The sequence below is a fragment of the Paenibacillus sp. Paensp38 genome, assembly GCF_059491915.1.
In genome coordinates, this window is record NZ_CP168516.1 from 1,806,621 (window position 1) to 1,825,481 (window position 18,861).

The following is an 18,861-nucleotide window of genomic DNA, read 5'->3' on the forward strand; positions in this document are numbered from 1 at the left end:
TAAGCCATATAACAACGTCGTGCAACTAATGGAGGGACATTGACATGGAAGTGCTCAGGCAACTGCAAGTTTTTTTTCGCGAGAGGAGACACTATCTGTTTCTTTCTATTTTATGCCTTGCGATAGCGACGGCTCTGGGACTGGTGTATCCGAACCTGCTCCAAAGGCTTATTGATAACGCTATCATCCCCGGTGACTTCGGGAAAGTTCCGGCGCTGGCTCTGACTGTGCTGGGAGTAGTCATCATCAAAGGGTTCATGCAATTTTTACATGGTTTTTTTGGTGGACGGCTAGGTAACTACCTGGCATACCGCCTCCGCAATGCTTGTTACGAAAAGCTGCAATTTTTGTCCTTTAGATATTATGACACGGCCAAAACGGGTGATCTCATGTCCCGACTGACTGGTGATTTGGAGGCAATTCGTAACTTTATTGGGTTTGGTTTTGCCCAACTCCTCAATGTGCTACTGATGGTCGTATTCGGCTCTATGATGATGCTGTATATTAACTGGCAGCTCACCCTCATTACGATGATCAGCATGCCATTGCTGCTCTTCGTCACATTCAAGTTTGAATCCCGGATTCATCCCACCTTTCAGGAAATGCGGATTGCCCTTAGCGCCTTGACGACAGCAGTCCAAGAAAACATAACAGGTGTGCGAACCGTCAAATCTTTTGCCCGCGAATCATATGAAGTTGAGAAATTTTCAGTACGTAATGAGCAATACAAAAGTAATCAAATTCAAGCTGCTTCCTTATGGAGTCGGTTCTTCCCTGCTATGGAACTAATTGCTTCTGTCAGTGTGGTCCTTCTGTTGGGCATGGGCGGGTATCTGGTCATTCAGAAGTCAATGACCTTGGGGCAGCTCGTCGCTTTCTTTAGCTTAATTTGGTATATTATCGGCCCCATCTGGAGCATTGGCTTTCATATCAATAACTATACGCAGTCCAAAGCTTCTGGTGAAAGGGTCTTGGAACTGCTAAATCAGTCCATAGATGTAACCGATGAAGCCGGAGCACTTACACTCGATGCCGATCAGGTGGAAGGACATGTTACGTTTGAACATGTTACCTTTGCTTACGGAAATAAGCTTCCTGCTGTTGTTGACATCAATTTAGACGCACCGCCAGGATCAGTCATTGGAATTTTAGGAGGAACGGGGTCAGGGAAGTCTACCATTATTCAATTACTCATGCGTGCTTATAATGTGAATGCAGGAAGTATCAAGTTGGATGGCAAGGATATACGTCACTTGAAGATTCGTGATTTGCGTGCTCAAATTTCTTCTGTGTTTCAGGAGACGTTTTTGTTTTCGTCCTCTATACGTAATAATATTTCATATGGTTTAAGCCATGTCAGTATGGATGACATCATACGCGTTTCCAAACTGGCTCAGGCGCATGAATTCATAACTGAACTACCGCTGGGATATGACACTGTCGTTGGAGAACGTGGATTGGGACTGTCCGGAGGGCAGAAACAACGGATCGCCATCGCGCGCGCACTACTCAAAAATCCGAAAATTCTGGTACTGGATGATGCTACCAGTGCGGTCGATATGGAAACAGAGCATGAAATACAGACCGGTTTTCAAGAGGTTATGCGTGGTCGAACAACATTTATAATCGCTCATCGAATCTCTTCGCTTCGCCATGCCAATGAAATTGTGGTGCTTGAGGAAGGACGAATCGTCCAGCGTGGAACACATGAACAGCTTATTGCTACTCCAGGTCCATATCAGGATGTGTATCATATTCAATACGCCGATTACATAGCTCAGGCTCCAGACGGTGTATCCGAAGGGCAGGTGAGACCATGAATATACCCGCAGAAAAAGCCAAACCGTTAAAAAAACCGACGAATGAGCGCTTTGTCTATCAAGATGATGATGTCATTGACAAACCGTTTAACTGGTCAGAATTCAAACGTTTGCTGGCATACATGAAGCCCTATGCCCGTCAGATTCTGCCGATCCTTCTGGTCATGATGATTCTTGGTACCATTACCAAACTGACGGTTCCTTATTTGATCAGTCTGGCCATTGATAAGGCAATTGCTCCCGCATGGCCTGCACTACCCAGCGTAAAGTTACTGCTGCTCATCACGGGTGCCGTGCTCTTGTTATATTTAATTCAATGGGCAGCCAGCACGTACCGCATTAAATTCACCAATATTATCGGTCAACGGGTTATTTACGATTTGCGTGAAGATTTGTTCAAGCATATTCAAAAGCTATCCTTTAACTTTTTTGATAAGAGACCGGCAGGTTCTGTATTAGTGCGCGTGACGAATGACATTAACTCGCTACAGGATCTTTTTACGAACGGTGCAGTGAATGTCCTGATTGACTGCGTACAGCTTATCGGAATTATTGTCATTTTGCTGCTTATTAACTGGAAGCTCGGTTTGGCAGTAATTGTGACCGTTCCGATCATGTTTTTGATCTCGACCAAGCTGCGCGTTCGCATCCGTCGCGCTTGGCAAGAAGTGCGTATGAAGAACTCGCGTATCAACTCTCATTTGAATGAGTCTATTCAGGGGATTCGTGTGACACAAGCGTATACGCAGGAGCAGGAAAACATGGCTTATTTCGACGATATGAACAGCTCTAGCAAAAAATCGTGGGATAAGGCTTCTGCCATGAATCAGGTTTTTGGCCCACTTATTGATATTACCGGAGGTTTTGGTACGCTTGTGCTGTTCTGGTTTGGAGCGCATTTAATTCAGACAGATCAGCTTACAGTGGGACTGCTGGTTGCGTTTGCCAACTATGTTGGGAACTTTTGGGAGCCGATTAATCGGCTGGGCCAAATGTATAATCAGTTACTGGTTGCGATGGCCTCGTCAGAACGAATTTTTGAGTTTATGGATGAACAGCCGAATATTGCAAACAAACCGGGAGCAAAAGCCTTGCCACCCATTCGGGGTGACATCCAATTTGAAAAGGTCATTTTTGAATATGAGAAGGGACGTCAGGCGCTTAAAGGTATTAGTCTTTCCGTCGAAGCGGGTCAATCTATAGCGCTTGTGGGTCACACCGGCTCAGGTAAAAGTACAATTATTAATCTGCTCAGCCGTTTTTATGACATTACGTCAGGGAGGCTTACGATTGACGGTCAAGATGTGCGTGATGTCACGGTGGAGAGCTTGCGAAGCCAGATTAGCATCGTGCTTCAGGATACATTTATTTTTTCGGGGACGATACGCGATAATATCCGATTTGGCCGTTTGGATGCAACGGATGAGGAAATTGAAGCGGCTGCGAAGGCGGTCAATGCTCATGAATTCATTGTTCACTTGCCAGCTGGCTATGAAACAGAAGTAGAGGAGCGGGGGGGAATGCTGTCCATGGGCCAGCGACAGCTCTTATCCTTTGCTCGTGCCTTGCTGGCTAATCCGCGAATTCTTATTCTGGATGAGGCCACAGCCAGTATTGATACAGAAACGGAGTTGAAAATTCAGGAGGCTCTTCAGGTTTTACTGGAAGGCAGAACTTCTTTTATGGTCGCTCACCGTTTGTCTACCATTCGAAATGCTGATCATATCGTTGTACTGGATCATGGGGAAATCCAAGAAAGTGGTAATCATGAACAATTGATGAAAAAACATGGAATATATCGGGGGCTGGTGGAAGCACAGTTCAGATTTTTGTAAAAAAAAGATCAAAAAATCGCGTTTTTTGTAAATTTAAATGCCGAGCACTATTGCATTCTTGGAGCTAAACCCTGAAAATAAAGATGAAAAGAGATCAGAGCAATTTTCGTCAGAGGGGGAAGAGTTCAAGATGTGGGGTGCTCCTTTTTCTGCCAAGGCTAAGAAGATGCTGCTGCTGGGTAGCGGCGAATTGGGAAAAGAAGTCATTATTGAAGCTCAGCGGCTTGGCGTGGAATGTATTGCTGTTGATCGCTATGAACTGGCTCCAGCAATGCAGGTAGCCCATCGCTCTCACTGTCTGGATATGCAGGATGCTGAGGCGTTGAAGGCACTAATTCGTGAGGAAAAGCCCGACATAATTGTACCTGAAATCGAAGCTATTGCTACGGGTGCTTTGGAAGAATTAGAGCAAGAAGGATTTCACGTAGTACCAACGGCCCGTGCCGCCCGTCTTACGATGGACCGGGAAGGTATCCGCAGGCTGGCTGCCGAGAAATTACAGCTTCCGACTGCTGCCTATCGTTTTGCAGATAACTTTGAGCAGTTGCGGTCGGCGGTTCATGAGCTGGGCACGCCATGCGTGGTCAAGCCCTTGATGAGTTCGTCGGGTAAAGGGCAGTCTGTATGCCGGGCAATCGAAGATGCAGAATCCTGCTGGAATACGGCGCTGGAAGGCGCGCGTGCCAAAACTACACGTGTCATTGTTGAAGCTTTTGTCCCGTTTGAGAGCGAAATCACCTTATTGACCGTCAGATCGGTTTCGGGTACGACTTTTTGCCCACCGATTGGCCATATTCAGAAAGATGGGGATTATGTCGAATCCTGGCAGCCCCATGGCATGACGGACAAGCAGCTTTCGGAGGCGGAAGACATTGCCCGTACGATTACGGATGAACTGGGTGGTTACGGATTGTTTGGCGTAGAGCTATTTTTAACGACTGATGGCGTCATATTCAGTGAAGTATCCCCTCGTCCGCATGATACAGGTATGGTGACCATGATCACGCAGGATTTGTCGGAATTTGCACTTCACGTGCGGGCCATCCTCGGATTCCCAGTGCCATCTGTCACGTTGCTTACACCAGGAGCTTCAGCTACTTTGAAGGCAGAAGTGGCTACGCGGGATTTTGTAATAAGCGGTCTGCATGATGCATTATTGCTACCCCGGACACAGGTGCGAGTGTTCGGGAAGCCAGAAACCAAGCCGGGTCGCCGGATGGCTGTAGCGCTTAGCGCTGCAGAAGATGTGGAAACAGCACGGAAGACGGCCGAAGAAGCTGCTAATATGCTGAAAGTGGAGGTAAATCATGTCTAACAATGTGATGATTCCAGTACTGACAATTCGTTCCGTAGAGCTTGGCGATTGCGAAGCCGTAACAGGACTACTAAGAGAAGTCGGATACCCGATGACTTGTGGTGTAATGAAAGAAGTTATGGGAACAACGCGGGAGGACAGTCAAGCGAATATGATGGTTGCAGAAATGGATGGTCGTGTTGTCGGAGTAATCGGCATGCATACGGCTCAAAGCTTGGCTTATCCTGATCCTGCCGTACAAATCACCATGCTAGTCGTGAGCGGGGAGTATCGCGGCGAGGGCATTGGCAAGCGCCTGGTGGCTTGTGGTGAGGAGTGGGGACGTGCGCAAGGATGCTATCATTTATTCATTACTGGAGCGAATAACCGCATCAAACAAGTAGAGGCCCGGGCTTTCTACAACCGAATCGGCTTTGAAAAGCAAGGCTACCGTTTCAGCAAAAAGCTTAGATAATCAGCCTACAACAAGACAATTTAATACTTAAAGCCTCACTACTTTTAACTTAGTTCCGCATGGTTCATTCCGAGCGGGGCTATTTTTTTTCCAACTTTTATACCATTGATCCTGCTATAAAACATGATATACTGCTAGAGTAAAGATTACAAAGTTGTAACCGGACGCGTTCACACCAAGGCATTTATACAACAAGGAGATGACGAAATGAAGAATATGTTGAAAAAAACACTTGTGATGGGAAGTCTAAGCGCCATTTTATCCGCAGGATTCATCGTTCCGGCATCAGCTTCACCAGCTGACGATTTGACTGCCCAACTACAACAGTGGTTTCAAAATAACGGATATACCGTCAATATGTCCAACGGGACGACTACGATAACAAAGACCGTAATTAAGGATGCATCTGAAAAGGACAAGGCTAAAAACAAAACAGCAAATCCTTCATCCGGCAAGCAAACAACAACCAAACAAGGTAGCCAAAAGGCTTCGCAGTCTAGTAACAAGCAACAGGCCCAAAAACAAAACACAAACTCAGGCGCGGGTCAGTCTGCAGGGTCTGATGCACAACTCAGCAAGTCCCAATTTGCAGCTGAGGTTGTAAAGCTTGTAAACAACGAGCGCAGCCAAAAAGGTCTGAAGCCCCTTACATCTAATGCGAAGCTTACAGAAGTAGCCTTAGCCAAGGCGAAGGACATGAGCACGAACAATTACTTTTCCCATACATCTCCGACCTACGGTTCACCCTTTGATATGATGAAAAAGTTCGGTGTAACTTATACGTATGCGGGTGAGAATATTGCTATGGGACAACAAACACCACAAGAAGTAATGAAAGCTTGGATGAACAGTCAGGGACATCGTGAGAATATTTTGAAGGCAGAATATACGCAAATCGGTGTGGCTTACTACAATGGATATTGGGTACAAGAGTTCACACGTAACTAAGATGATAGTAAATACGTTCGAAACGTCATGCCGCTGTTATGAAAAGATAGTGGCATGACGTTAATCTGGAGACCCGCTGACACGTTCAGCGGGTCTTTTGGTGTCTCTTATTCCTCCACAGGCATAACCCTTGCTTTATACCAGAAAAGACATAAGGGACGTATTTATAGTATGATAGCAGCAAGTTGAATGGATAGCAGACTATTTATGGAAAGCTAGGTGAGCAAATGAGCTACGAAATCGTGCATGAAGGTGCCTTTGCTATGCTCAAGGTGCAGTTGAACCCCGGGGAAATGATCAAAGCGGAAATGGGAGCAATGGTTTCCATGTCTTCCAGTGTAGATATAAAGGGGACGGTAGACGGTGGACTGTTACGTGGTTTAGGCAGAATGCTAAGCGGAGAAAAATTCTTTTTTCAAGAACTGAGGGCAGCCCGTGGGCCGGCTGAAGTGTTGTTAGCCCCTGCCAGTATAGGTGATGTACAAGCGGTGGAATTGGATGGCACGTATAGGTTGATGGTCCAAAAGGACGGTTTTCTAGCTTGTACAGAAGGCATTGAGGTTAGCACCAAAATGCAAAACCTGATGAAAGGTTTATTCTCCGGTGAAGGTTTTTTTATCGTAGAAATCAGTGGTCGAGGTACGGTATTCCTATCCTCTTATGGAGCCATTCATCCCATTTATATCGCGCCAGGAGAGGAGCGTATTATTGATAATGCTCATCTGGTGGCATGGCCGGATTATATGGATTATAAAATTGAAAAAGCATCGAAAGGCTGGTTGTCCAGCGTAACGAGTGGAGAAGCGCTTGTATGCCGTTTTCGCGGTGAAGGAACGGTACTGATACAAAGTCGAAATCCGGGCAGTTTTGGACAATGGATCAAAAGTTTCATCCCTGATAGCAAATAGTTTGATTCGTTTGATTAGAGATAAGGATGGTCATTTGCCATCCTTTTTTTGCATGTTCATGGGAAATTATATGTGACTCTAAGCATTTATTGCGCTTTTATTCCGAACGGTTTATTTGCAAAATGATATAAGAAGCTTTATGTTTATTTCACTAAGCTATCAGGAGGGAACACGAGTGAATTCATCAAAATGGATTTGGCGGTCTGTCGGTTCCGTTTCCATTGCCGCCACATTGCTATTATTGTACGGATTTATTACAGCAGTACAAAGTATCACGGCTCCAGAGCCAATGGTTAGCACTCAACCTGTACATTCCGGTTCATCGCAGACACAAACTGCGCCATCCGCTACTAATCAGACGGGAGAGTTTCGGGTAGCTGCCATTGGAGATTCGCTAGCCAAAGGCACGGGGGATGACTCCGGAAGTGGTTTTGTGCGTCGGTCGGTGAGCTTGTTAAATAATCAGGAAGGCCATAAGGCTCAGCTCATAAATAATCTGGGGATTAATGGACTGACGACTCAAGGACTATTGACCAAGCTGGATGAGCCTGGTGTTTCTTATGTGTTGAAAAAGGCTAACGTTATTATGGTCTCGATTGGCGGAAATGATTTATTTCAGGGGGCTCAGGCTGCCCAAACCGGCAAAGAGCCGCCTACACTCAGTGGTTTGCGTAAAGCTGTGCCTGATGCCGCCAAACGTCTGCAAAAAGTGCTGACAAAGGTAGGGAAAATCAATCCGAATGCTAAAATTATCTATGTCGGATTATATAATCCATTCAGTGATCTGCAGGAAATGAAAATTCCCGGTAATCTTGTGGTAACAGAATGGAATCTGGCTGCCATGGCAATTACCAACCAAAACAGCAATATGACTCTGGTTCCAACTTTCGATTTATTCCAGCAAAATTTGCCCGTCTATTTATCATCCGATCATTTTCATCCAAACGGACAGGGCTATCAGGCAATCGCTGAACGTATCGCGCAAGGGTTTGCAGTTGCAAACACGAAGGATGCCGATAAAGTGGATAATGAACAACAGTCTACAAGCAGCCAACCTGCTGAAGTGAAAAAGGGAGGGAACAACTAATGAGCATCCAATCTGCTGACAAGAACGGGACTGGAATAACCGAAAATTCGACCTCAAGGGATGCAGTGTCCAGTTTCCATTCCGCCAATCAGGTTGGCAGCACAGGCAGAGACAGAAGCAATAACGAAACAGTTCTCTCTGTTCAGCACGTTAAGAAACGTATCAAACGCAAAATGATCATTCATGATGTAACATTCGACGTTCGTGCGGGTGAAATTTTCGGATTTCTCGGCCCTAATGGGGCTGGGAAAACGACGACTATTCGTATGCTGGTCGATTTAATTAAGCCTACGGAAGGGACGATTACTGTCTGTGGACATAATGTAAATCGTGACCCTGAGCAGGCTTTACGGCATATTGGTTCTATTGTGGAAAATCCAGAGGTGTACAGCTATCTGACAGGTTGGGAGAATTTAGAGCATTTTGCCCGTATGCAGCCTGGTGTAGACGAACAGCGTATCCGCGAAGTCGTTGAGCTGGTTCGGCTCGATCGCCGTATCCATGATAAAGTAAGTACGTATTCTCTCGGAATGCGCCAGCGTCTTGGTATAGCCCAAGCCTTGCTCGGTAGACCGAAATTGCTGATTTTGGATGAACCGACCAACGGGTTAGACCCCAAGGGGATCAAGGAAATGAGAGCTTTTATCCGTTTGCTAGCGGCAGAAGGCATGGCTGTATTTGTTTCCAGTCATTTGCTTAGCGAAATCCAGCTGCTATGTGATCGGGTGGCAATTATAAGTCGGGGAAAGGTGCTAGCTGTAGGTGGTGTACGAGAACTGGTTGAGACGCACTCACATATGGCCGTATGGCAACTGGAGCCTCGTGATCAGGGTCTTGCCATATTGCAAAATTCTCCGCATGTGCAAATGATTACGAACGCCGATGAATTAATTGATGACAGTATTGTTGCAGGTAGCGGAGCCGATGCAATTTTTACAGAAATGGATGAAGAGCATATTGCGGAGCTGGTGACACAAATGACGGCTTCCGGTATTTCCGTAAAAGGTGTAACCAAAATCAACCCTACACTGGAGCAGCTATTCCTGAAAATGACGGAAGGTGAGATACTTGAATAACATTTTACCGCTCGTACAAAATGAAACACTCAAAATTATCAAGAAGAAACGATTTTATGTCATTTTACTAGTTTTACTTGTGCTTGTGCCGATTTTTACGTACGCTCAGATGAAAGTGGCAGAAAACAATCGCGAAAAATTCGGCAATGATTGGCGGCTTGAACTGCGTCAGGCGATTACCGATAATCAAAACTCGCTGGGAAGTGACCGGGTTCCCGAGGAATGGAAGACCTACCGTCGGGTCTTTGTGCAGCAGATGCAATATTATTTGGAAAATGATGTGAATCCGAATGAGCCGAGTGGTGTCACTTTTACCAGAGAGTTTATGGATAATTCCATAAATCTGTTCGTTCCATTGTTGATTATGGCTATAGCCTCCGACTTGGTTTCAGGAGAACGGACGACAGGCACGATAAAAATGTTACTGACCCGCCCAGTCAGGCGGTGGAAAATACTGCTGAGTAAGCTGCTGACATTGTACATGTTCGTTTCGCTCATCATTTTGGCTGTATTTGTAATTAGCTATGTGATATCAGGCTTGTTTTTTGGTTTTCGCGGTTTTAATGTTCCGGTATTTACCGGATTTCAAATTGTTGGATCGACGGTGGATTTGTCTGCTGTACATGCGATTCCACAATGGCATTATCTGATGCTGCAAGCCGGATTAATCTGGTTTGTCAGTCTTGTGGTAGCTTCGTTAGCCTTTATGGTATCTGTCCTGGTACGAAGTACGGCGGCAAGTATCGTGGTCATGATGGCTGCACTCATTTCGGGCACTATTTTGACAAACATGGCTTCGTCTTGGCAGAGTGCTAAATATTTATTTATGGTTAACCTCCAATTAACCGATTATTTATCTGGAAGCCCCGCCCCGATTGAGGGAATGACTTTACCCTTTTCTTTAGCTGTACTGGGCATTTGGGGGACTGCGGCATTGATTGTTTCATTCGCCGTCTTTACGAAACGGGATATATTGAATTAAAATGGACAAGGTAAAAGAAAACATCTGTTTGCATTTTTGGTGAAAATCATCAAGAATAAGGCAAAACACGGTTACGATTAGACAAAGGGGGAGCATGAATGGTCGACAAAATCGACTTGTCTGCGGGAGTGTCCGGCACACAAAGCGGAGCTTCAGAATATGGCGCGGACGACATTCAAGTGCTCGAAGGGCTTGTGGCAGTTCGCAAACGGCCGGGCATGTACATCGGGAGCACCAGTTCTTCGGGGCTGCATCATTTGGTATGGGAAATTGTAGACAACGCGGTGGATGAACATCTCGCCAAGTTTTGCTCTCGCATTGATATTACAATGCATAAGGACGGTTCCATTACGGTATCAGACAACGGGCGCGGTATTCCTACGGGAATGCACAAAACGGGAATTCCTACGCCTCAGGTTGTATTCACCATTTTGCACGCCGGAGGTAAGTTTGGCGGTTCGGGATATAAAAAGTCCGGGGGTCTGCACGGTGTAGGTGCATCTGTAACGAACGCTCTTTCGGAATGGCTTGAAGTAGAAATTTACCGGGACGGCAAGATTCACCGTCAGCGGTTTGAATATTGGCAGGACAAGAAGGGCGTGGAGCATGTCGGGGAACCGACCACAGGCCTTGAAGTGCTGGGCAATACTAACAAGACGGGCTCGAAAATTACTTTTAAACCGGATATTCGTGTTTTTCAAGCAGGCATTCATTTTAACTACGATACGTTGGCTGAACGCCTTCAGGAGATTGCTTTTCTAAATTCGGGCCTTCGTATTCAACTTAAAGACGAACGCAGCGGAAAGTCAGATGAGTATTTTTATGAGGGTGGCGCAAGTCAGTTTGTTGCTTTTCTGAATGAGGGCAAGGATGTGCTGCATGACGTTATTCACTTTAATGCCGAGAAAGAAGACATTGAAGTAGAGATTGCCATCCAGTACAATGCGGGTTATACAGAGACGATTGCTTCGTTCGTTAACTCCATTCCGACACGTGGCGGAGGTACGCATGAAACGGGATTCAAAACCGCTTACACTCGTGTCATGAACGACTATGCGCGCAAAACGGTGATGTTGAAAGAAAAGGATAAAAACTTGGAGGGCAACGATCTACGTGAGGGCATGATGGCTGTAATCAGTGTCAAGATGGCTGAGGTTGAATTTGTCGGTCAGACAAAGGATCAGCTGGGTAGCGCTTCGGCACGGAGTACAGTGGATGCCATCGTATCTGAGCAGATGCAGCGTTTTTTGGAAGAAAATCCGCAGATAGCACAAACTTTGATCAAGAAGGCAGTTCAAGCATCCAGAGCGCGTGAAGCTGCACGTAAAGCTCGGGATGAGATGCGTTCCGGTAAAAAGCGCAGTGAAAGTTCCAATTTGAATGGTAAACTGTCGCCTGCGCAGTCCAAGGATTTTACACGTAATGAGTTGTTTATTGTGGAAGGCGATTCGGCTGGAGGATCAGCCAAGCAGGGACGGGATTCCAAAATTCAGGCCATCTTACCGCTAAAGGGTAAGCCGATGAATCCGGAGAAATCCAAACTGGCGGATATTATGAAGAATGATGAGTACCGTGCTATTACAGCAGCTATTGGTGCGGGGGTAGGAACAGAGTTTTCGCTGGAAGACAGCAATTATTCCAAAATCATCATTATGACCGATGCAGATACAGATGGTGCGCACATTCAAGTGCTGTTGTTGACGTTCTTTTATCGGTACATGAAAGAGCTTATTGATGCAGGACGCATATTTATTGCTCAACCGCCATTGTATAAAATAACTCGAAAGTCGGGTAAGCTCGAAACGGTGCGTTATGCTTGGACTGACGAGCAGCTTGATAATTATTTAAAAGAATTTGGACGGAATTTTGAGCTTCAGCGCTATAAAGGACTTGGGGAAATGAACCCTGATCAGTTATGGGAAACAACGATGAATCCCGATTCACGCACCTTGTTACGCGTTCAGATAGAGGATGCAGCCAAGGCTGAACGTAGGGTGTCCACTTTGATGGGTGATAAGGTGGATCCGCGCAAACGCTGGATCGTGGAAAACGTAGATTTCACGGAATACGTAGAGTAGTGCTATCAAAAGAGGTGTATACATGAGCTTATCGGAGCAGTTTTTGCCAGCTTTTCTGGAGGAAGTGGTCGGTGACCGCTTTGGCCGATATTCCAAATATATTATTCAGGATCGGGCGATACCCGATGTACGGGACGGATTAAAACCCGTACAACGTCGGATTCTTTATGCAATGTACGACTCGGGCAATACGCCGGATAAAGCATATCGTAAATCGGCCAAAACCGTTGGGGACGTAATGGGTAATTACCACCCCCACGGTGATTCGTCGATTTACGACGGCATGGTACGGATGGCACAGCCCTGGAAAATGAGTCACGTGCTGGTGGACGGTCACGGTAACTGGGGGTCCCAGGATGATGATCCGGCAGCAGCTATGCGTTACACGGAGGCTCGCTTGTCTCCGATCGCAATGGAAATGCTACGCGATATTGAAAAGCGTACGGTTTTGTTCAAGGACAATTTTGATAACTCGGCCAAAGAGCCTGTTGTGTTGCCGTCTCGTTATCCAAATTTATTGGTGAACGGTTCCAGTGGAATCTCGGCGGGATTTGCGACAGAGATCCCTACGCATAGTTTACGCGAAGTTATTGATGCCAGCATTGCTGTGATGGAAAAGCCGGAGATTGAGTTGGAAGAGATTATGACCTTTATTAAAGGTCCTGATTTCCCGACTGGTGGACTCATTATGGGTGGCGAAGGCATCAAGGACGCTTACCGTACGGGAAAAGGACGCATTTATATTCGTTCCAAAACGGAAATTCAGTCCTTGCGCGGAGGTAAGCAGCAGCTGGTCATTACCGAAATCCCATACCAGATCGTCAAATCAAGGCTCGTAACCGCCATGGAAAATATCCGTTTGGAGAAAAAAGTGGAAGGAATTGCCGAGGTTCGTGACGAGAGTGGACGAAATGGTTTGCGCATCGTTGTGGAGCTGAAGAAGGAAGCCGATGCAGAAGGAATTTTAGCTTATTTGCTAAAAAAAACCGACCTACAGGTGGCATATAACTTCAACATGGTAGCCATTGTGAACAAGGCGCCACATCAGCTTGGACTGAAGTCCATTTTGGAAGCGTATATCGCCCATCAACGCGAAGTTGTCACTCACCGTATCCAGTATGAACTGGAAAAGGCAGAGGATCGTGCCCATGTGCTAGAAGGTTTGGTCAAAGCACTGAACATTCTGGATGAGGTCATCGCAGCCATTAAAGCTTCCAAAAACCGCCAGGACGCGCAAAATAATTTGCAATGGATGTTTGGTTTTAGCGAACGTCAGGCTGATTCTATTTTGACTTTGCAGTTGTACCGTCTCACCAATCTGGAAATCACCACGCTTGAAAAAGAACTGGGTGACATCCAGAAAAAAATCGCGCAATATCGTTCTATTCTGGAAAGTGACCGTAAGCTGATCAGCCTGATTCGCAAGGAACTGTTGGAAATTCGCGAAAAGTACGGCATTGACCGTCGTTCAGATATCCAGGGCGAGGTAGAAGAGATTAAGGTAAACCTGGAAGTCATGGTAGGAGCAGAGGATGTGTTGCTGACACTCTCGAAAGATGGCTATGTGAAACGTACAAGTATGTTGTCATTCACTCGTTCAGGCGGGGAACGTTCAAGTTCCGGTGTTAAAGAAGGGGATTACGTTACCCAATTACTTGATGTGAATACGCTGGATGTATTGCTCGTCTTCACTCAGCGCGGACAATACTTTTTATTGCCTGTACATCAGGTGCCAGAGTATAAGTGGAAAGAGCCGGGCACTCCAATTGTCAACGTCATTCCGTTATCGAAGGAAGATCGTATCGTAAGTGTTATTCCGCTCAAAAACATTGAGGAAATCGGCAAAAGCCTGGTATTTGTAACCAAGAAGGGCCAAGTAAAGCGTACAGAATTGAAAGAATATGCTACAAAACGTTCTAGTGCCGTAGCCGCCTGCAAAGTAGCAGGGGACGATGAGGTATTATCGGTAACGTTAAGCGAGGGTACCCGGGATATTATGCTGATTACCCGCGCGGGAATGAGTATACGCTTCAAGGAGCAAGAGGTTAATGCGATGGGCCGCGTCTCGGCTGGTGTCAAAGGTATACAGCTGGCGGAAGGCGATGAAATTATCGCGGCGTTGTGGGTAGAAGAGGATGAAGGAGAAGTGTTGGTGCTGACCGAGTCTGGTTATGGTAAGCGTACGCTTCTGTTGGACTATCCTACACAGGGAAGAGGCGGCAAAGGTATCACCACCTTTGAGTTCAAGGAAGGCAAACGAGTACGTTCGAATGGAACTCGAATCGTGGCAGCTTTCTATTGCCGTGAAGCTGTTCAATTATTTGCAATCACAGCAGAAGGACAAACGATGTCCTTCCTTTCGGAAAAGGCTCCTTTGACCGACCGAAAGGATACAGGCAAGTTGCTGGCTCCAGTGGAGAAGAAGGACGAAATTGTGAATGTGCTGCTGCGTAGTGAGCCGCAAGCTTCTCAGTCTATAGAATAATAGGAAAAGTCAAGCGCTTATTAGCTCGAAAAAGAGAGGTCCTCTCGTGCCATTCCGGCACGAATGAGGACCTTTTTGCCGTCATGGTGTCGAACTCTGACCAGCCTTCAAAACCCAGGTGAGACTTCCTTCCCCTTTTCATTTCATGCTTCAAAAACGGCAGGAAACCGGGGCTAAATGGCGAAAATTTAATGTGATGAAATACAATCCGGACGGTGGCCCATACGGTAACTTTGATGCTTTTACTGACCCTGTTATTTAAAGGAGTGAGGCAAAATGCAAACGACTGAATTTGCGAAAATCTGGTCCAGAATGGCTAAGGATTATAAGGTTCATATGGAGCAGCAGCTGGCTCCATCACTAACGGAAGCTCAACTTACGGTGCTGGAGGTTTTGAACGAATACGGCCGTATGAAACCGTCTCAACTAATCCCATATCTCGCCACCACACCAGCCGCGGTTACGATGCTGCTGGATCGGATGGAGCGGAATCGACTGGTCACCCGTTTCAGAGATGTAAAGGACCGTAGAATTGTATGGATTGTTATCTCGGATCAAGGGAGAGAAGAAGTAGAGCGTGGATTGCGAATCCGGGATGATTTTCTGGGTTCTGCACTAAACCGTATTTCTCAGCACAATCAAAATTTGCTGGTTTATTTGTTGGGGAAAATTACAACTAAGGCGAAAACTTCAGTAATGACACGTGAGGCTGAGGGAGTAAAGGAACAAATAGAACGAGCAGAATAACTAGAATGGTGGCTACATGAAAAGTAGCTGTACGCAGCAGGTTATCATTTTAAGGTAAGTAGGAGTGCGCGGATGTAAATACCTATCGTGGTATTCATACCCGCGCCTTTTTTGTGTTGAAGTATAGGTGGTATTTGGGTGAATGTTGACATTTACATAAGAGATGATAAAATAATAGTTATAAATAAATAACATTTCGCATGCAAATAGTTGCTAGTTTATGTATATGGATTGTGAATTGGGTAATAGAAAGAAGGATGGTTTCAGTGAGTGACAGAGAGGAAGACAGACTTGAGGTGTACCGGATTATTCAATCGGTAAGGGAGATTAACAAAACGATATTTTATGCCTTCTGGAATGAGGAGCAGCATTTGGATCTGACGGCCATTCAGCATATGGCTTTGGCAATTCTGAATAAACGCCCCGACATCGGGTTATCCGAGTTGGCAGACATAGCGCATGTGGGAAGCAGCTCTATGAGTGGGGTGGTTGACCGCTTGACCAAGGCAGGATATATTGCTCGCGGACGGCATGAGCATGACCGTAGATCCTTAGTGCTGACGCTTACGCCGGAAGGGAAAGATATCATGCAAAAAGTAGACGACATGTGGATGGAGCGCGTCTTGCCCATTCTGGACATTCCGAAGGAGCATCTAGAGATGGTCCTGGATATCCATAAACAAATGATTATGAAATTAACACCGAAGGGAATGAATCAACTTGAGCAGTCCTCAAATGACACTACCAGGTAATGTACGCAGAGCACCCATTGTGGCCGCTCTGTTGATTGGCGCGATAGTAGCGATATTAAATCAGACGTTGATCAGTGTGGCTTTACCGAAAATGATGAGTGATCTGAATATAGATGCCAATATAGCTCAGTGGCTTAGCACGGGCTTTATGCTCGTGAATGGGGTATTAATCCCGGTGACCGCGTTCTTGATTGCCCGTTTCTCCACTCGTAAATTGTTTATTAGTGCGATGACTATTTTTTCAATCGGCACGCTGTTATGTGCTATAGCACCGAGCTTCAGCATATTGCTGATCGGTCGGCTTATTCAGGCCGCGGGGGCAGGTATCATGATGCCCTTAATGATGGTCGTTATCTTGAACATCTACCCAATAGAGCGTCGTGGCCGGGCGATGGGAACCCTGGGGATTGCTATGGGTTTTGCTCCAGCCATTGGGCCAACCTTATCCGGTTATATAGTACAGCATTATGACTGGCGGGTATTGTTCTGGATCATCCTGCCGATTTCAGTAATTTCGATTGTGATCGGATTTATTTTTCTAAAAAATGTAACGGAGCAGTCCAAGCCAAAGCTGGACATTCCCGGCATCATTTTGTCTACGCTCGGTTTCGGTGGACTGTTATACGGCTTTAGTGATGCAGGAACATCAGGTTGGGGAAGTATTCCGGTCCTGTCTACGCTTATCGTTGGGACAATTGCGCTTATTTTGTTTATTGTTCGCCAATTGAAGGCAGATGAGCCTATGCTGGAGTTCCGTATCTTTAAATACGATGTGTACAGCTTGACGACAATCATTAATGTGATTGTGACGATGGCTTTGTACGCCGGTATGATATTGCTTCCGATTTATTTGCAAAATATTCGGGGTTTTACACCGCTCCAGTCCGGTATGCTGATGTTACCAGGAGCGATTCTAATGGGGCTCATGTCTCCTGTAACGGGGGCTATTTTTGACCGAATTGGAGCACGCTGGTTGTCTGTAATTGGTTTGCTGATTATGGCTATAACGACTTGGGAATTTACACGGTTGACCGAAACAACCACCTATATGACACTGTTAATTAATTATACGGTGCGGATGTTCGGGATGTCGTTGCTGATGATGCCGATCCAAACGGCCGGGTTGAATCAGCTTCCACAACGATTGAATGCACATGGTACGGCGATGAGTAACACGCTGCGTATGATTTCCGGCTCGATTGGGACGGCAATTCTGGTGACAGTGATGTCTACACAAAGCAGCAACCGTTTGACATCGATTATTACATCTGAGGGACTAACCGTGACGGATAAAGCAGGGATGCTGGCTGCAGGTAATCAAGCTACAATTTATGGGATTAACTCGGCTTTTATCATTGCAACAGTGTTGAGTGTGGCCGCTCTGATTTTAGCGTTTTTTATCAAAAATACGAATGCAAAAAACGCCCATCCCCATCAACAGCTGGTAAGCAGCAAGAAGGGGCAGTCCGTGGCTTCCTCGTCATAAAAGGATAAGATTACGCATTAATTTAATTTTCTACAAAAAGGAACCTGTAACGCATGTGAACAAACATGCATTGCAGGTTCTTTGTGCAAATGGGGATTGAGGATGTAGATATCCAGATGGAGCAGGGCTTTTCGGTTCAAATTTCAGTCGTAATCATGTTCTCGTAAAGCGACCTGGGCCATTCATCCCATGGAAATTGGACAGGAGGTAACGAGTGAAATCTCATATCGTCCTTGCTAACCGGATGCGGTGCTCCAGCGAGTAAGGACCAAAGCGCCAGCTGTTGACCGGGCCGACTCAGATGACCCCCATATTTTTGGTCACCGTAGAGGGGACAGCCGATCGCCTGCATTTGCACACGAATTTGGTGTGAGCGTCCGGTGTGCAACTTAATCTGCACGAGACTGAGTCCATCTGCTTGTCCGATTACGCGATACTCCAAAATGGCTTCCTTCGCACCAGCCGTGCCAGGCCGAACCGTTTGAACCGTGTTGGTTCGACTATCCTTTAGCAGGTAATGGGTCAGACGGCCTTGCGGGGCCGTAGGAACGCCATTCAGAACGGCTGTATACAGTTTGTGAAAATGACGACTTCGAACCGACTCTGACAGGCGAGAAGCAGCTTTGGACGTCTTAGCAAAAATCATGGCTCCACCTACAGGCCGATCCAGTCTGTGAACTAAACCCAAAAAAACGTTACCAGGCTTATTGTGTCTAATTTTTAAATCTTCCTTGAGTAAAGACAACAGATCAGGATCACCACTGGCATCCTCTTGCGTTGGAACATTGACAGGCTTTACAACCGCCAAAACATGATTGTCCTCATATAGGACAGGGATGTTCGACTGTGCATGTTCATGCCGAGTAAGTTCATTTTGAGTCATAAGAG

At 46.1% G+C, this 18,861-nt stretch carries 15 protein-coding genes; 14 read left to right on the top strand and 1 reads right to left on the bottom strand.

The genetic code is table 11. From position 1 onward, the window contains the following. Nucleotides 1–44 precede the first annotated feature (44 nt). The 14 genes from ACEN8J_RS08295 to ACEN8J_RS08360 all read left to right on the top strand — a co-directional run bounded on the left by ACEN8J_RS08295 (nucleotide 45) and on the right by ACEN8J_RS08360 (nucleotide 17,973). Nucleotides 45–1,820, top strand: a complete 1,776-nt coding sequence (locus ACEN8J_RS08295) for an ABC transporter ATP-binding protein (RefSeq protein WP_029518158.1) — start codon at nucleotides 45–47, stop codon at nucleotides 1,818–1,820. Then, on the top strand, nucleotides 1,817–3,655 hold the full coding sequence (locus ACEN8J_RS08300) for an ABC transporter ATP-binding protein (RefSeq protein WP_029518157.1): 1,839 nt from the start codon (nucleotides 1,817–1,819) through the stop codon (nucleotides 3,653–3,655). The genes ACEN8J_RS08295 and ACEN8J_RS08300 overlap by 4 nt, the downstream gene beginning before the upstream one ends. 130 nt (nucleotides 3,656–3,785) lie before the next feature. Next, entirely contained in the window at nucleotides 3,786–4,970 is a 1,185-nt protein-coding gene (purT, locus tag ACEN8J_RS08305) for a formate-dependent phosphoribosylglycinamide formyltransferase (protein ID WP_029518156.1), read from the top strand. Further along, the gene (locus tag ACEN8J_RS08310; RefSeq protein ID WP_013310623.1) at nucleotides 4,963–5,424 is read left to right on the top strand and encodes a GNAT family N-acetyltransferase; all 462 of its coding nucleotides are present in this window, start codon (nucleotides 4,963–4,965) and stop codon (nucleotides 5,422–5,424) included. Before purT ends, ACEN8J_RS08310 begins: the two co-directional genes overlap by 8 nt. Before the next feature lie 207 nt (nucleotides 5,425–5,631). Beyond that, nucleotides 5,632–6,372 (top strand): CAP domain-containing protein, encoded by a 741-nt coding sequence (locus tag ACEN8J_RS08315; protein ID WP_029518155.1) that lies wholly within the window; start codon nucleotides 5,632–5,634, stop codon nucleotides 6,370–6,372. A 227-nt stretch (nucleotides 6,373–6,599) separates the two neighbouring features. Further along, a complete protein-coding gene (locus tag ACEN8J_RS08320) occupies nucleotides 6,600–7,280 on the top strand; it encodes a TIGR00266 family protein (protein ID WP_029518154.1) in 681 nt (226 codons plus the stop codon). Between the two features lie 139 nt (nucleotides 7,281–7,419). Continuing rightward, entirely contained in the window at nucleotides 7,420–8,367 is a 948-nt protein-coding gene (locus ACEN8J_RS08325) for a GDSL-type esterase/lipase family protein (RefSeq protein ID WP_039271184.1), read from the top strand. Beyond that, entirely contained in the window at nucleotides 8,367–9,443 is a 1,077-nt protein-coding gene (locus tag ACEN8J_RS08330; protein WP_029518152.1) for an ABC transporter ATP-binding protein, read from the top strand. The genes ACEN8J_RS08325 and ACEN8J_RS08330 overlap by 1 nt, the downstream gene beginning before the upstream one ends. Further along, entirely contained in the window at nucleotides 9,436–10,425 is a 990-nt protein-coding gene (locus ACEN8J_RS08335) for an ABC transporter permease (protein WP_165146826.1), read from the top strand. The genes ACEN8J_RS08330 and ACEN8J_RS08335 overlap by 8 nt, the downstream gene beginning before the upstream one ends. 98 nt (nucleotides 10,426–10,523) lie before the next feature. Further along, nucleotides 10,524–12,503: a DNA topoisomerase IV subunit B gene (gene parE / locus ACEN8J_RS08340; RefSeq protein WP_013310617.1), complete on the top strand. Its 1,980-nt coding sequence runs from the start codon at nucleotides 10,524–10,526 to the stop codon at nucleotides 12,501–12,503. A gap of 22 nt (nucleotides 12,504–12,525) precedes the next feature. After that, the gene (gene gyrA / locus ACEN8J_RS08345; protein WP_254325447.1) at nucleotides 12,526–14,988 is read left to right on the top strand and encodes a DNA gyrase subunit A; all 2,463 of its coding nucleotides are present in this window, start codon (nucleotides 12,526–12,528) and stop codon (nucleotides 14,986–14,988) included. 276 nt (nucleotides 14,989–15,264) lie between these two features. After that, entirely contained in the window at nucleotides 15,265–15,735 is a 471-nt protein-coding gene (locus ACEN8J_RS08350) for a MarR family winged helix-turn-helix transcriptional regulator (RefSeq protein ID WP_341039458.1), read from the top strand. A 266-nt stretch (nucleotides 15,736–16,001) separates the two neighbouring features. Beyond that, on the top strand, nucleotides 16,002–16,487 hold the full coding sequence (locus tag ACEN8J_RS08355) for a MarR family winged helix-turn-helix transcriptional regulator (protein ID WP_318627194.1): 486 nt from the start codon (nucleotides 16,002–16,004) through the stop codon (nucleotides 16,485–16,487). Continuing rightward, nucleotides 16,471–17,973 (top strand): DHA2 family efflux MFS transporter permease subunit, encoded by a 1,503-nt coding sequence (locus ACEN8J_RS08360; RefSeq protein WP_318627195.1) that lies wholly within the window; start codon nucleotides 16,471–16,473, stop codon nucleotides 17,971–17,973. Before ACEN8J_RS08355 ends, ACEN8J_RS08360 begins: the two co-directional genes overlap by 17 nt. A 136-nt stretch (nucleotides 17,974–18,109) precedes the next feature. Here ACEN8J_RS08360 and ACEN8J_RS08365 read toward each other — a convergent pair whose 3' ends face one another. Further along, nucleotides 18,110–18,856, bottom strand: coding sequence for an RluA family pseudouridine synthase (locus ACEN8J_RS08365; RefSeq protein ID WP_318627196.1), 747 nt, complete (start codon nucleotides 18,854–18,856; stop codon nucleotides 18,110–18,112). Nucleotides 18,857–18,861: the final 5 nt, after the last annotated feature.